Origin of the sequence: Pelosinus propionicus DSM 13327 (assembly GCF_900114615.1) — a bacterium.
GTDB classification, from domain to species: Bacteria; Bacillota; Negativicutes; order DSM-13327; family DSM-13327; genus Pelosinus; species Pelosinus propionicus.
In genome coordinates, this window is the sequence record NZ_FOTS01000036.1 from 1 (window position 1) to 15,384 (window position 15,384).

At 33.9% G+C, this 15,384-nt stretch carries 15 protein-coding genes; 2 read left to right on the forward strand and 13 right to left on the reverse strand.

Annotated features, from left to right (window positions below):
• Positions 1–4 precede the first annotated feature (4 nt).
• Both BMZ99_RS27100 and BMZ99_RS27605 read left to right on the forward strand, forming a co-directional pair.
• Complete coding sequence (locus BMZ99_RS27100; RefSeq protein WP_281246838.1) at positions 5–169, forward strand: ATP-binding protein; 165 nt, start codon at positions 5–7, stop codon at positions 167–169.
• A gap of 499 nt (positions 170–668) precedes the next feature.
• Positions 669–767, forward strand: coding sequence for an ATP-binding protein (locus tag BMZ99_RS27605; protein ID WP_217645111.1), 99 nt, complete (start codon positions 669–671; stop codon positions 765–767).
• Between the two features lie 174 nt (positions 768–941).
• Here BMZ99_RS27605 and BMZ99_RS17285 read toward each other — a convergent pair whose 3' ends face one another.
• From BMZ99_RS17285 to BMZ99_RS17345, 13 genes are all read right to left on the reverse strand, one after another.
• Complete coding sequence (locus BMZ99_RS17285; protein WP_090940094.1) at positions 942–1,754, reverse strand: glycosyltransferase; 813 nt, start codon at positions 1,752–1,754, stop codon at positions 942–944.
• Positions 1,755–1,775: 21 nt separating this feature from the next.
• Positions 1,776–2,876, reverse strand: a complete 1,101-nt coding sequence (locus tag BMZ99_RS17290; protein WP_090940099.1) for a glycosyltransferase family 4 protein — start codon at positions 2,874–2,876, stop codon at positions 1,776–1,778.
• 44 nt (positions 2,877–2,920) lie between these two features.
• The gene (locus BMZ99_RS17295; protein ID WP_175490599.1) at positions 2,921–3,982 is read right to left on the reverse strand and encodes an EpsG family protein; all 1,062 of its coding nucleotides are present in this window, start codon (positions 3,980–3,982) and stop codon (positions 2,921–2,923) included.
• Positions 3,983–4,338: 356 nt separating this feature from the next.
• Positions 4,339–5,463 (reverse strand): glycosyltransferase family protein, encoded by a 1,125-nt coding sequence (locus tag BMZ99_RS17300; protein ID WP_090940105.1) that lies wholly within the window; start codon positions 5,461–5,463, stop codon positions 4,339–4,341.
• Complete coding sequence (gene wecB / locus BMZ99_RS17305) at positions 5,460–6,581, reverse strand: non-hydrolyzing UDP-N-acetylglucosamine 2-epimerase (protein WP_090940107.1); 1,122 nt, start codon at positions 6,579–6,581, stop codon at positions 5,460–5,462. Before wecB ends, BMZ99_RS17300 begins: the two co-directional genes overlap by 4 nt.
• 137 nt (positions 6,582–6,718) lie before the next feature.
• On the reverse strand, positions 6,719–8,119 hold the full coding sequence (locus BMZ99_RS17310; protein WP_090940110.1) for a polysaccharide deacetylase family protein: 1,401 nt from the start codon (positions 8,117–8,119) through the stop codon (positions 6,719–6,721).
• Between the two features lie 30 nt (positions 8,120–8,149).
• Entirely contained in the window at positions 8,150–9,115 is a 966-nt protein-coding gene (locus BMZ99_RS17315) for a GNAT family N-acetyltransferase (protein WP_090940113.1), read from the reverse strand.
• Complete coding sequence (locus BMZ99_RS17320) at positions 9,108–9,737, reverse strand: acyltransferase (protein ID WP_090940116.1); 630 nt, start codon at positions 9,735–9,737, stop codon at positions 9,108–9,110. Before BMZ99_RS17320 ends, BMZ99_RS17315 begins: the two co-directional genes overlap by 8 nt.
• A complete protein-coding gene (locus tag BMZ99_RS17325; protein WP_090940120.1) occupies positions 9,737–11,023 on the reverse strand; it encodes a lipopolysaccharide biosynthesis protein in 1,287 nt (428 codons plus the stop codon). Before BMZ99_RS17325 ends, BMZ99_RS17320 begins: the two co-directional genes overlap by 1 nt.
• Positions 11,024–11,035: 12 nt before the next feature.
• Positions 11,036–12,130, reverse strand: a complete 1,095-nt coding sequence (locus BMZ99_RS17330) for a DegT/DnrJ/EryC1/StrS family aminotransferase (protein WP_090940123.1) — start codon at positions 12,128–12,130, stop codon at positions 11,036–11,038.
• A 78-nt stretch (positions 12,131–12,208) separates the two neighbouring features.
• Positions 12,209–12,781: an acyltransferase gene (locus BMZ99_RS17335; RefSeq protein ID WP_090940126.1), complete on the reverse strand. Its 573-nt coding sequence runs from the start codon at positions 12,779–12,781 to the stop codon at positions 12,209–12,211.
• Positions 12,782–12,852: 71 nt separating this feature from the next.
• Positions 12,853–13,908, reverse strand: a complete 1,056-nt coding sequence (locus BMZ99_RS17340; RefSeq protein WP_090940128.1) for a Gfo/Idh/MocA family protein — start codon at positions 13,906–13,908, stop codon at positions 12,853–12,855.
• Positions 13,909–13,921: 13 nt separating this feature from the next.
• Positions 13,922–15,280 carry a nucleotide sugar dehydrogenase gene (locus tag BMZ99_RS17345; protein WP_090940131.1) on the reverse strand — a complete coding sequence of 453 codons (1,359 nt, stop codon included), beginning with the start codon at positions 15,278–15,280 and terminating at the stop codon, positions 13,922–13,924.
• Positions 15,281–15,384: the final 104 nt, after the last annotated feature.

Consider the following 15,384-nt stretch of genomic DNA (forward strand, 5'->3'; position numbering starts at 1 on the left):
CGTTATCGTATCCACAAATTTAAAATTCTCGGATTGGATTACGATGTTTGAAAATACAACAATGGTAACAGCCTTAATTGATCGTTTGACATTTAGATCCCATGTATTAAACATGAACTCTGACCATTCTTACAGAGCAGATTATTCTAATCAAGGAAATGAAAATTAACTATAGGGGAAATACTGCATCATCAGTGTTTCCCTATATGTAAGAGCAATGTGGTAAACTTTTTCACTGTCAAAACTACATCGGTGGTAAACTTTTTCGATATCACTACTGGTAAACTAATTCAGTATCAAGTGGTAAAGAAATTCATTGACATTCACAGCATAACACCAACTACAGAATTTAGGTCGGTCACATATCCTCGTATCTGTTGCTGGAGACAACTGTTGATACGATCCGGAAAGACGCCTGCCCTTGCAAGATCGTTTGCAGTGGTCTTTCGCTTTGGAAACCGCCACTTGAGATTTTCTACGAACATCCCAGCAGTTATCGTACTGACCGGCGAATACCAGGGCTTAAAACTCCTCACAACGCAGCCACCAAAGAAGGCCTCTGCCGGCAAAGCGGGCTCTTTATTCTTTATCCCTGCTTCGACCTGATCAGCTGCAGCCAGTATTGACGAAGCCTGCACATAGAAAGTCGCTGCCGGTTTATTTTTCTCGTGCTCACATCAAACAAGGGGTTTGCTGAGTGGACTGGCTTTCTTGGTGATGAGGCTATCACAACAGCAATTCTGGATAGACTGAAATTTTCAATATGATAGGCGATGGCTACCAACTGAAAAACAGGAGATTCATCTTAATCTAACAGAAATGGTAAACTAATTCAGCATCAAGTGGTAAAGAAATTCATTAATATTGACATTGACAAATAAATTCCATATGAAAATTTAACTGAGTTCTTCGCCATAAGTTTTAACACACTTACAGTAACTCTAACGTAATAATTTAAAATATATAACTCCCCTTAGATTATTTGGCATTAACCTTATAAGACTTCGTAATATTACATTTGTAATAAATTCAAATATATTGACAAAACCTATACTTAAAAACTTACATTGTAAATTAACTTCACTTCGTACATATTGCAAACCACCCCGTCTCCGAAACATCTCTTTTCCAGTTCTAGCAAGAACCAAACTTTCACTAATATTCATCATCTTACATCTTTTCATAATCATTCGAACCCACAAATAATAATCTTCGCACCATAAAAAAGGCTGATAATTCCCCGCTTCAAGAACTGCCGTCTTTTTATACATCACAGTCACATGATTAAAGGGATTTCTTCTTTTAGCTGCTTTATAAATACTATTTTGTGTAAGAGGAACAACTCTACTAGATAAAATATTATCGGGTGCTCCTTCAAATTCTTCAATATACGTACCTACTAAATCAATTTCTTTATTATCAGAAAATTTTTTCAATTGCTTTTCAAATCGCTCTGGCTTCGCAATATCATCAGTATCCATTCTAGCAATTAACTCATAACTACATTCTATTATCCCTGCCTGCAAAGATAATCCTAATCCACGATTTTCAGGCAATATAATAATTTTAAATAATCCTGGAAACCGCATCTCAAAATTCTCAATTATTTGATCTAGCTCATATGTCAGAGCTCCATCTTTTACTATGACTATTTCTGTAGGTATACATGTCTGATTTATAACACTTTCTAACGCAATTTTAAAAAACATAGGATTCTCTTTACAATAAATAGATATCAACACAGAAAACTTCATTAACTGCCCTCCCCCATCCATTTATACCTCGGCAATTCGAAAGTATAATTCACCATATTTTCGTGACATTTGCTCGACAGTAAATTTCTCTAGATACACTTGATGAGCCTTCTGCGCTAATCTCATTCTATTAGATTCATTCATCATTTTTATAATTGCCTCATAGTACTCATTTTCATCTAATGCATTGCATAAATATCCCTCAGAATCATTTTCTACAATTACACCCATAGCTGGAATATCACTAACTATTACTGCTCTTTGCATCATCATTGCTTCAATAACCGACAATGGTAATCCCTCACTTAAGGAAGGAACCAAAACACAATCTGCCATTTTCAAATACGAAAAAACCTTTTCACGAGGTTGCTTACCTAAAAAATGAACCACTTTATCGAGTTCATTATCATTAACATATTGAGTTAGAAGCTTCTTTTGTTTTCCATCGCCTAAAATATAATAATTTAAGATAAACCCTTCTTGAATTAGTTTATTAACAGTCTTTAAGGCAGTTAATATATTTTTTCGTTGAATTAAAACCGATGCTGATACTACTACTAATTGAGTATTATTTTCGACCTCTATTTTGATAGAATCATTTCTATTTTCAATGCCATTATAAATAATTTCACACTTTTCTTCTATTTTGAAATTGCCATGTACCTCTTTAACATATTCAGAAATCGCTATAACCCTATCAAAATATTTTAAAGCTTTTTTCATAGTGACACACATGAAATAACCAATGCTTTTTCCATATTCAAAATAAAAATCTTCATAAGGATTATTATGTAAGGTCACTACTTTTATATAATTTTCTAAAGAGCACGCTGTTAAAATTGTTGGCCAAAAACTATGGGCATGAATAATATTAGGTTGGATATCTTCAACTTTTTCTTTTAAAACTTTAATAGCTATATACGTGGGGAACTTGCCCATTCCAACTTCGACGAATTTTAATCCTAATTTATTAAAACGCTCTCTATCTTCCGCACTATTATTACGAAGAGAAACAAAGATAAATTGAATATCTCCGTGTAGGTTAAACTTTGCTATATTCTCTGCAACAATAACTGGCCCTTTCTCTTGCAAACTAGGCACTATAACAGCTACTTTCAGCATATACTACCTCTCATCTTTTATTTAATAAAGGCTCATTAATTAAATTATAATACTGATTTATATGGGATAAATAATTGATACATATCATTTTGCATAAATTTTGCATATAATAAACTAAGACCAAATAGTAAAATCAATATATAATTTAGAAATTTTATATTTTGATTATTTCTAATTAATAAGAATGAGGGAATTATAAATATTTCAATAGTTGCTAACATCGTTGAAATTCTCCCTGCAATAATACCTAAATCATTGAATATAATTAACCAAAATGTCGAAAAGGCATACATATTTAATATCGTATTATATCCATATATTTTTTTTTGTAATTTCTCCTTAAAATAAATAAAGATTAGTAAAATGGCTGTTTGTAATAATGTAACAGGATTCAACATACTTAGTGATTCTCCGTATCCCGAAAAAATATAATTTATAATTGAGCCACCAATATCGCCTAAATATTCCATAATCAATTCCTTAAAGGGGAAAAAAGCACCTATAATAATCGCAATAAATAAGCTATAACAATAAACCCTCTTTTTAAATCTATAGGAAGAAATAAAATATATAGGAAAAGCAATTAACGCCGCACTATGGAAAGAAGCAGCTAAAGCAATTAATATAATAAACCTTATAAATAATCTTTTCTCAATTGCTTCTATACTATAAAGAATAATAGCACATGCAACAGCAGTACGAATTTGCCCCATATCCCTAACAAAGAAAAATCTTGTAACATATAAAAACATAGATAAAAAGAAAAATTTTGAATATTTATAGCATGAGTAAACGATAAAGCCTAGTCCAATAAAAGACATACTTAAGATTACAAATGAAAAATCATCAAAAAAGCTCTTCAATATCGAATTTAATAATAAATAGCCATATTCACCATGAATATCAGCATAATTAGATTCACCAGATATAACATTCCAAAAACCAGTAACGTCATTGTATATCTCGTTATATCCCGAATAGTCAAGTCCTGTTTCATATCTTAATCCTGCAAGAAAGGCTAAACTAAAATATATTATACATATTATAATATACTTTATATATTGCTTCTGGTTTAAGTTAATAAAATCCATCATTGTAGAAAACATAATCAGCACGACTAATATAAAGTAACTCATATAACCTCTCTAGAAACATATTTAATAAAATAGGATTTGCTAGCAAATTCCTCTCTATCTTAGGCAACAAAAACGATGTTATTTGAAGTTCAATTAAACTGCTCAAGCTTTGAACAAAAGAATCCTGGGGTCATTTTCAAAATTCGTCATCAATAACTGTATAACAACCATCATTCTGCAGCTTCCTTTAGACGAGCAATATCGCGATTCGACTAGATTACCGGATTTATTCCTAAGAAACCCACGATATTTTTTCGATTCGATGTCCCCCCCCCCCCCAAAGATCTATCACAGCTGAAGTTATATCAAGGATTAGGTTCCTTGGCTTATTTATTTAACATTCCTCTTTGCCAAATTTGCATTATAAATTCAATACGTCTCTTTTCCGTAGATTTAATGTCAATTATAGAACATTCATTCTTGTCAATTATTTTATCTTTTACTTGTTTTGCAAATTCGACAATTTTATCCACTGAATCTTTAACATTATTTTCACAATTAGAAAGCTGCAATACCCATTCAGGCAACATCTTCAAAGAATTAAATGCGCTATCTTTATATCCAATAATAATGGGTAAACCATAGGATAAATATTCTCTGACTTTCAATGGACAAGCTTCATTCATTTTATTCCGATGTAATGCCAATGTGCCAATGCCAACATCAGCTTTTTTTAAAACTTTTTCATATTCGTCTTTACTTAAATATCCATAAAAAGTTACATTTTCAGACTTTCTCCCTTTCTCTTCTAGACCGATAATATGAAACTCAAGTTTTCCAATAGTCTTTTTAGCCAAATAAAGAATTTTATCGACACCATGCCAAGATTGTCCTGGTGTCCCCATAAAGACTAAATGAGGAATTTCATTAGATTGGCGCAGTTGCTTTAATAATGGAAATTTTAGTGTATCTATCCCATTGGGTACATCAATTGCTGGTTTCTCGTATTTTTCTATACTTGCTAAATGTATTAACTCTGATGTGACGCCTACAATACCAGATACATTGCGAAATAAATAACCTCTTGTTAATAGATTATAATAATAATTTATTTTATACTTACAATTTCTTTGTGCTACTAATCTTATTTCAGCAATATCATTTGTATTAATTTCTACAACTGTCGGAATAATATTAATTAACTTATATATATATAGTTTAAATGTTTCAAAACGTAAATACATAATATCCGGCTGAAAATCTAAGATAGATTTAATCAAATTCCCTGGTCCAATAAATTTTAAAAAAATTGTATTATTAAGCAATTCATATATATTAGAATTCAATTTGCATTTTTCATTTTGCTTATTCTGTTGATTATTCTTTGGTAAGACGCAAAAAATTTCTATTGTATGTCCTAGATTTCTCCATTCTTTTACTTGCTGATTGACTTTCTTCGTAACACCATCATTAGAATAGATATCCCATGTTAATAAATATGCAATTTTCATTTTAACACCACTTCAACTATCTTCTGTATAATTTTGTCCCCTGCCGTCCCATCTCCATAGAGCTTAATTGAAAAATCAAGCTGTTTAGCTGATGATTCTTTTTGAGCTTGCAAAATTTTATCATAGTCAGCACCCACAAGCACATTGTAGCCATGTTCAACTAATTCAACCCATTCAGTTTCATCTCGCAGTGTAATACAAGGCTTACAGAAGAAATATGCTTCCTTCTGTACTCCACCACTATCTGTTAACACGCCTTGACATTGTTCCAACAAAGTTATCATATCAAAATAGCCAACAGGATCAATAACTTTTATATTATCCAGCTGTATATTATACTGTTGAATAATATTTCGTGTCCTGGGATGAAGAGGCAATATTACAGGAATATTTCTGGAGATACATTCCAATGCTTTTATGATATTCTTTAAACGAACCATATCGTCAGTATTTTCAGCTCTGTGAATAGTTGCTAGATAAAATTTATAATTTACTTCTTTTAAAACATTAGATAATGTTTCACTTGGTTGAGCTATATCTTTATAAAACAATGCAGCATCATACATTACATCGCCAACATTTTCTATCAGATACTTTCCTGTCATTTCTTTCCTCATAAACCCTTCACCCTGTAAATTATTTACTGCCTTTTTTGTAGGACAAAACAACCATGAGGAAATACGATCCGTCAAAATACGATTGACTTCTTCAGGCATTCTCATATTAAAAGAACGAAGTCCAGACTCAACATGAGCCACAGGAATATGAAGCTTCACAGCAGCTAAAGCACCAGCTATTGTTGAATTAGTATCACCATAAACTAATACCACATCTGGTTTTTCTTCTAACAATATTTCTTCAATTTTAGCTAACATCTGTCCCGTCATAACCCCATGATATCCCCCTCCCATATGAAGATTATAATGTGGCTTTGGTATTTGCATTTCTGCAAAAAATATGTCAGACATATTAGTATCATAATGCTGACCTGTATGTACTATTACTTCATTAATTTGTTTATTCCTATGTCTCTCAGCAAAAAAATCTAGTGCCCGCGATACAACTGCAGCTTTGACAAATTGTGGGCGAGCACCAATGATGGTAACTATTTTCATCATTATTTCTCCTAGGTATTAATCGTTAAGTCTACTCAATGTCACAAATTTCAGTGCCACCAATACTTCTAAAAAGTTCCGTCGTGCATGCATTTTTTTAAAATTTTTCATTATTATCTAATCTAAGTTATATATTACCACTAAGCTCGAACGATTTTCTTATACAACTCTACTTCCTTTTCATCCACAAACCTATTATTATGCCATAATATTATAAAATCGCCATAATATTTTCTACAAATATTCTTCAATCTAATAATTCTTTGCAAAGCCTCAATATGCGATAAATTCATATATTGATTATCTATTGCACTACATTCCATCACAATCAATGGACGTTCTTTTAACTTTAGTGCATGTCTTGTTCTTAAATTAAATACGGAATATTCATAGCACACACCACAACGGAAACCAATATGGTCGGCATAGCTTACTGATGTATCGTAAGTTAGTCCCGCATCTTCATAATGTTGCCATGTATCTGGACACTGCCAGCGCAAAAAATGTTGACGCCCCCCCATTTGAAGTTGCTTGATACCACTATCTTGATATATAGAATGTAACCGTTCAGTTTCACGCTTAACTTCTTGTCCATCTTTATAACTCACATAAGAAGGGTGTAAACCCATTTCGTGCCCTCTGCTATGAATAGTTTTCATCAAGTTAATAACATAAGGATGATCAATAGGGTAATTACCATCCATTTCTGATAAACTTTGTGCCTCCATCATATAAAAACAACTAATTAAATTATGTTTTTCACTAATATCCATAATTAAATCAAAGGTATAGTTCTCATCTGCCAAAACATTACCTGTTCTAACTTGATAAGCACTAGTTGTCCTACGAATAAATGTTTTTATGCTTTTTCTTTTGATTATATCTCCTGCCAGAGTACGTACTAAGTCATATGGCGATAAAAATAGTATTCCAAATGGCGAATCTACATCATGGGTAGGAATAATACGAAAGTCCCTCTGTTTTCGTTGCAAGCCTGGCCAAAGCTTTTTGAGTGCCCACCATAATATTTCTACATATTCATTAATTATTGGTCTTTCTAAAAAATCTTCTTGAAATGCCAATGATGCGCTGGCCGGAAAACGGTTATGCTGGTCACGCTCACCTTTAACTACTTCCTCATACCTTGTCAGCATGAAGAAAGCTGAGCCGAATATATCAATACTAAGCTTTATGGCATGTTCATCACAGGATAAATACGTATTGGATTCCAGCTTATTACCATATATAATTGGCATTTTTTCTTGTACTACGAGTTCGGTTATTTCTTTTTGTTCTATGTGCCATATTGATAATGGTTGTACTGGCAATGAAAAGATCGTCAGCCACTTACTCTGCAAAGTTGCAAATAACTCATCTGAAATAAACAAGTTTTTTTTATTATCATACTCAGATTGAATGCACACATTCTGCCTATCTTCAACAACAGTACGATAATCCACTCCTAAAAACTCACGAAATATAACATCATATATATATTTTCGTTCATTTTCATAAAAAGGTGGATGATAAATAAATAGCATTGAGAACACACGCTCCAAACATACAAAATACTATCCTTTCAGTAAAGCTTTACCTAAATCCCTAACTGCTTGGCACACACGCATTTTCCTATTTGCCTTGCTTATCGAGAAGTATGGCTTTTGTACTGCACCAAAGGCACGAAAAAAGCGTTCAACCGGCTCAATCATACTACCCTCAAAGTCGAATTTCTTAGTTACGGTAGCGGCAAATTGAATCGCTTTCCATAATAATAAGCTGGTCGCACCACTACTACGAAGTTCAGGGTGGCCACCACCCATTAAGTAATAAGCACTCTGCTCATCCCAAATAATATAAATCGCTGCATGTATTCGTCCTTGCTCATCTTGTGCATAGAAAATTTTACGACATTCACGTTTACTGCATGCAGCATCTAGCCTTTTCAGAAACTTTATATCATACGGCATTTGCATTCTTTGCCGCTCAAAAGTTAATCTATTAGTATTAAAAAATTTATCAATATCACTGTCAAAATAGCAGTTAACCGTCCTTTGTGCCTTTTTTATATCGGTTTTTATATTTGATTGAAAATTATTATATACTTTTACTAAATCAGTTATATCTTCAATTACATAAGTATATCTTGTAGCCTGCTGAAAACCACTCCAATAAAGTGGCAGCCAATTGGTTATAGAATAATGAAAATTCTGAGAGAACATATCAACTTGTGGTAATCTTCCAATCAAATCCGTAAAAATTTTTTTTTCATACGCTAATCTTTTCGTATATTTCTGTCCATTAGGATAACTAATCCAGATGCCCATTGCCTGGGTAAGTCTAGGCATGGCAATCACATTAAATCCACTTTTTTTTATATAAAACGGCCAACTAGCAACAATTTCTCCGTCTTTTTCTATGATTACTACATCCCAATTATCATCACCGCATACTGCATCCAGCCACCAGTCTTTTGAAAAAATAGGTATTATTTTTTCAATTTCACATAAATCACGATATTTTTGTTTATTATCATCCATTATAAAAAGTATCACTTTCTTTTAATTTATCTTTTCTCGTATAGCCAACATATTCATGTTCATGTTTATATTCAATACATTTATCTCTATCTAAATATTTCACAACTTTAGCTGGGTTTCCAGCAACAACGCAGTATCCATCTGGAAAAGATTTTGTCACAACAGCACCTGCACCCACAATTGTATGATCACCTAAAATAACATTTGGTAAAATAGTACATCCAATTCCTAACCAACAATATCTTCCTATTAAAATTTTTCCCTCTATATGTTCACGGTGGTCATATATGTTATGATTTGAACACAGCAACCTAGAATACGCTGCAATTCTCGTGTAATCACCAATTTCAATTTTTCCTATGGCCTGTACATATATTTCTTTATTATCACCTAATGAACTCCCTACTCCCATCTTTATATTTTGTACTCCACCAATATACATTGTATGATGTACTGGCCAAGGAACATTTCTATGAATACCAATAACTTTTTGTATAAACCACATTTTTAAACTAATTTCGTGAGTAGTTCCCCTTGTCTCATAAATTGGCCTTAAAAACCAAATATGTTTTAAAATAAATAAATAAATAATCCTCAATATTACTTTTAGGATTTTTTTCATTACAAATCTCCCTTACTCCAAATGCTAGACATATATAAACTCAACAGATATATTAAGCAATACCCTAAACAAAAAAATACTATTGTAACCTCTGCAATAGTAAACAATGTCTTCCCTAAAGACATGGAAAATACTAAGACACTGATAATAAATACTTGAAAAAATAAATCTATCTTTTGTTTTTCTGCAATTAAAGCCATGCTACTTAAAGGACTTGCAATACATCTCAAATAATACATTGGTACCAATATTTGCGTATATACACCCGCAATTCGCCATTCTTGTCCAAAAATGAACTGAAATAAACTTGGCGCAGCCACTAACAAAATTATAAATGGAAAAATTGCAATAACTGCTAATTTTTTCATTGTCTTATTAAATAAATTTTTACATTCACCCTTGTCAGTATATTCCATCGCAGCACGTTGCCTGAATACATCTCCCACCGATTGGGTAATCAAATTCAACGGCATATTTATACACCTCTGTCCTAAAGAGAAATAACCTACAACAGAAGTACCATAAAATATATTCAATAGAAGCACTGGTAATTGTTGGGAAATATTTCCAATCGCATGTCCTACCATCAAATACCTTGGGAAATCCACATATCTTTTTGCTTGATAAACAACAGCTTTATAATTAACAAATTGCATATTATTTTCATAAATAAACAAATATGTCATATAGATTCCAACTACGGCTTGAGCGATAAATGGCGCTATGATAAGCCCCCATGGAGAATACCAATACATACCTATTATTATACTGATAAATATATTGATTAATGAAACTATTATTCTTGATTTTGACATAACATCATATCTTTTCTCACGGTTGAACCAATAATAAAATGCCTGGTATATTGCCAGTAAAAAAACATAAAACGGAGAAATCCAAAAATATGGTAACATAGCAGATTGGTTAAAATAGCGAAGCATTGATTCTCCACATATGAAAAAAATTCCTAATAAAAAAAATACAGTCATTCCTGACAAATAAATACATAAGAAAAGAAGATTCGCGCTATCACATTTTTCCTTTGGCAAAATAATAGCTAGTTCATATCTGCCTGTCGCCATAACAGAGATAATGCTTGTAGCCGATATAAAGACAGCATATATCCCAAAATCTTCAGGAGAATAAATACGCGTAAGAACAGGCATTGATAAAACCATAATGATTTGTGAAAAAATCGTTCCTGACATCAGAGTAAGTACGTTCTTTAGAAAATTCCTGTTTTTTATATAAGCTATTAGTTTTACATACAAATTCTTAAATATCATCTATTGAAACCCTTATCTGCAATCATCTTTAAGTACTTTAACTACCATATTCATCTGGTCATCATTCACCCATGCACTCATCGGCAGACTCATTACTCTCTTAGCAATTTTCTCTGCTATCGGAAAACTACCTTCCGGCTGATTCAAATAAGCAAATACCGATTGCAAATTAAGAGGTATCGGATAATGCACCGCAGTAGGAACGCCTGCTTCCTTCAGTTTAGCCTGCACTTGTTCACGATTATCCACCTGAACAGTGTATTGAGCATACACGCTTGTATTATAGTCTGCAATATAAGGTGTAACCACTACATTTTTTAAAGTTTCGGTATATCTTGCTCCTATTTCTGCTCTTAGTTTAACTTCTTCATCAAAAATTTCTAACTTAGCTAAAAGTATAGCTGCTTGCATAGTATCAAGTCGTCCATTAACACCCACGACAGGGTGATGGTAGCGACGATCTTGACCATGTAAGCGAATTTGACTCATTTTTTTTGCTAGTTCATCGTCATCAGTAAAGCAAGCACCGCCATCGCCATAGCAACCAAGTGGTTTAGTTGGGAAAAAGCTGGTGCAGCCGATAGTAGACAGTCCACAAGATTTTCTGCCTTTGTAAGTAGCCCCAAAACTTTGGGCAGCATCTTCAATGACTGGTATGCTGTATTTATCTGCAATTGCATTAATAGCATCCATATCAGCACATTGTCCGTATAAGCTGACAGGCATAATCGCTTTAGTCTTTGATGTAATAGCTTGTTCAAGTTTGTTCGGATCTAAGTTATAAGTTTTAGGATCTATATCCACAAATACTGGCGTAGCCCCTAAAAATGCTGTTACTTCGGCAGTAGCGATAAAAGTAAATGGGGTAGTGATAACTTCATCACCTGACTTTATATCTAATGCCATGAGAGCAATCATTAAAGCATCAGTGCCGTTGGCTATTGTAATACAATATTTTATACCTACATATTGAGCTAGTTTTTCTTCTAGTTCTTTTACTTCAGGTCCCATGATGTATTGACCGTGTTCTAATACATTAGCAATACGCTCGTCTATGGATTTACGGATTTTTTGTTGTTGGGTTTTAAGATCTATAAAAGGTATCATATCATTACCTCACAATGCTTTTTTGTAACGCAAGGGACATACCCCGTCACTTTGCGCCCCCCTTCTCTAGAAAGAATTTCACTTGATTGTAAGATGCGTACCGCAACGATTACAATCAAGTTCCGCTGCTTCCCTTTTTACCATTACTTCACCACAAGCACAAGCCCACCCTTCTACTCTTGCCGGATTGCCGTAGACCATGGCATAATCAGGTACATCCTTTGTTACTACGGACCCAGCCCCAATGAAGGCACGTTGCCCGATAGTTGTACCACATACTATCGTAGCATTGGCACCAATGCTGGCACCTTTTTTGACTAAAGTTGTCAGATAGTCGTTTGATGTATTACGTGGATATTCACAGCGTGGCGTTTTCACATTGGTAAAAACCATACTAGGACCACAAAATACATAGTCTTCTAGAATAACACCCTCATAAACGCTAACATTGTTTTGTATCTTTACATTATTGCCAATTTGTACATTACTGGCAACAACTACATTTTGTCCAATATTGCATTTTTGTCCGATTTTCACATTCTTAGAAATATGAGAAAAATGCCAAATCTTTGTGCCTTCACCAATTTGTGCTGGTTCATCTACATAAGATGATTCATGTAGAAAATATTTTTTATTGTCTTGCTCTAGCATATTACTAACCTCTCTTTTATTAAGATATAGAACACCCCGCCACTCTCCCCCCTCCTCTCAAGAGGGGATCCTCATTCTAATCCTAAGCCAATGGTAAACTCTTCATTTAATGGGAAGGTAATCTCTTTTTTGTATTTTACCGAATGGTAAATGGCTAAAATGATTTCTAAGGCCTTGCGCCCTTCTTCGCCACTAATGGCAGGCTCTCTATCATGGGTAATAGCTGCCATAAAGTCTTTGATAATATCAGCATGTCCAAAACCGTATACATTTGGAGGTTCTTTGTCTTGTTCTGATAGGGCAGCAGCCTCATTTTCTCCATCAAAGCGCCATGCTTCTATTTTATTCACAGCAATTCCACCTATACAGACAGTACCAGCACTTCCAAATATATTCAAGGTTTCTTCCAAGTTTTCAGGATATATGGTCGTAGCTGCTTCAATAATCCCTAATGCACCACTTTTAAATTTTAAAACGACAGCGCCCACATCTTCTCCTTCAATCTTACGCATATTAGTCGCTGTATAGGCGAATAAAGAATCCACAGGTCCCATCATCCACTGTAAGAGGTCAATGTTGTGAATGGACTGGTTCATAAGACAGCCACCATCTTGTGTCCAAGTACCACGCCACGGTGCTTGACTATAATATTCATCATTTCGATTCCAACGCAAAACAGCTGATGCATGAGTTAGTTGACCAAATTTATCAGTATCAATGGCACTACGTAGTTTTAAAATTGCATTATTAAAGCGATTTTGATGAACGACTCCAATCTTAACTTTCATTTCTTTGGCAGTCGCAATCATAGCATCAGCCTCGGCTATAGACATCGCCATTGGTTTTTCTACTAATACATGTTTTCCAGCCTTCATGGCATCAATAGCAATTCTCGAATGCAATCCACTTTCGGTGCAGATATTGATAATCTGCACATCTGAATTGGCAAGTAATTCCTGATAATCGTTATATCCCTGACAATGATATTTTTCAACAGTATTAGTTAAAATTACTTCCTTGCTTTCAGCTACTGCTACCAACCTTGCTCCTGGTACCTTCTTTATTGATTCCAGATGATTTTTAGAAATACGTCCACATCCTATTACACCAAACCCATAAGCTTTCATTCGTAAGTACTCCTTATATCTTGGTTATCTTATACTTTAATTGTGCATTAATATTTTTACATGCATTTCTAGTATCCACGACTGCTTGGGCATGTTCTACTATATGTTCATAATCAATCTCACTATGCTTAGTCGTAATAACAATACAATCTGCATTTGCAATAGCTTCATCCGTTAAATCAATGCTCTTCATATTATAAGTATATGGTGCATGTGATTTTATTTCGGGTACAAAAGCATCATGATAAGTAACTTGTGCATTTTCTTTTAACATCAAATCAATAATTTTTAATGCTGGTGATTCACGACAATCATCAATATCATTTTTATAAGCTACTCCCAAGACAAGTATGTTAGCACCACTAAATGATTTTTTATGGCTACTCAATACCCTGTTAACTTTATGAATCACATGATAAGATGCCTGAATGTTTACCTCACCCGCTAGTTCAATAAATCTAGTATGAAAATCATATTCTCTAGCTTTCCACGTTAAGTAAAAAGGGTCAATAGGAATACAATGTCCACCCACACCGGGACCGGGATAAAAGGTCTGAATTCCAAATGGTTTCGTTCCAGCCGCATCTACGACTTCCCATATATCAATCCCCATACGATCACATAATAGCATCATTTCATTTACTAAAGCAATATTCACAGCCCTATATGTATTTTCAAATACTTTGGTCATTTCAGCCACTGCAGTAGAAGAAACAGGTACTATATTCAAAATGGTCTGTTCATAAAAATTTTGAGCAATACTCAAGCACGCTGGCGTTATACCGCCAACTACCTTCGATGTATTTTTCGTCGTATATCTTAAATTACCTGGATCAACACGTTCTGGGGAAAAGGCTAAGAAGAAATCTTGTCCAACTTTCAACCCAGTTGCTTCTAATTTCGGTAAAATGACTTCTGATGTTGTGCCAGGATAAGTTGTACTCTCTAATGTTACAAGTTTTCCCGGTTTAATATATTTTGCAATTTCTTTGGTTACATTTACAATATACGAAATATCAGGATCACGAGTAATGGTAAGCGGTGTTGGGACACAAATAACAATAACATCTACTTCCGCTATTTTGGAAAAATCAGCGGTTGCTATGATTTTCTTTTTAGCTACTAACTCTTTCAGTTCATCGTTCTTCACATCTTTGATGTAATTCTCACCATGATTCACTTGTGCCACACGAGAAACATTGCGGTCAAAGCCAATCACCTGAAAGCCCACTTTGGCTTTTTCAACAGCTAAGGGTAACCCTACATACCCTAAGCCAATTACTCCTACTGCAGCATCTTTATTCATCAGCTTTTTTTTCAATAGTTCTTTGTACTCCATTGACTGCTGGTCGGTATTGTTCTGTTTACTCATTGCACTTCTCCTCTTCAGTAACATCCTATGTCTTCGTCGCTACACACTCCAGCAACCTGAGCTACTTATCCCTGGATTGCCCTTATAAACTTGATTGGTATACA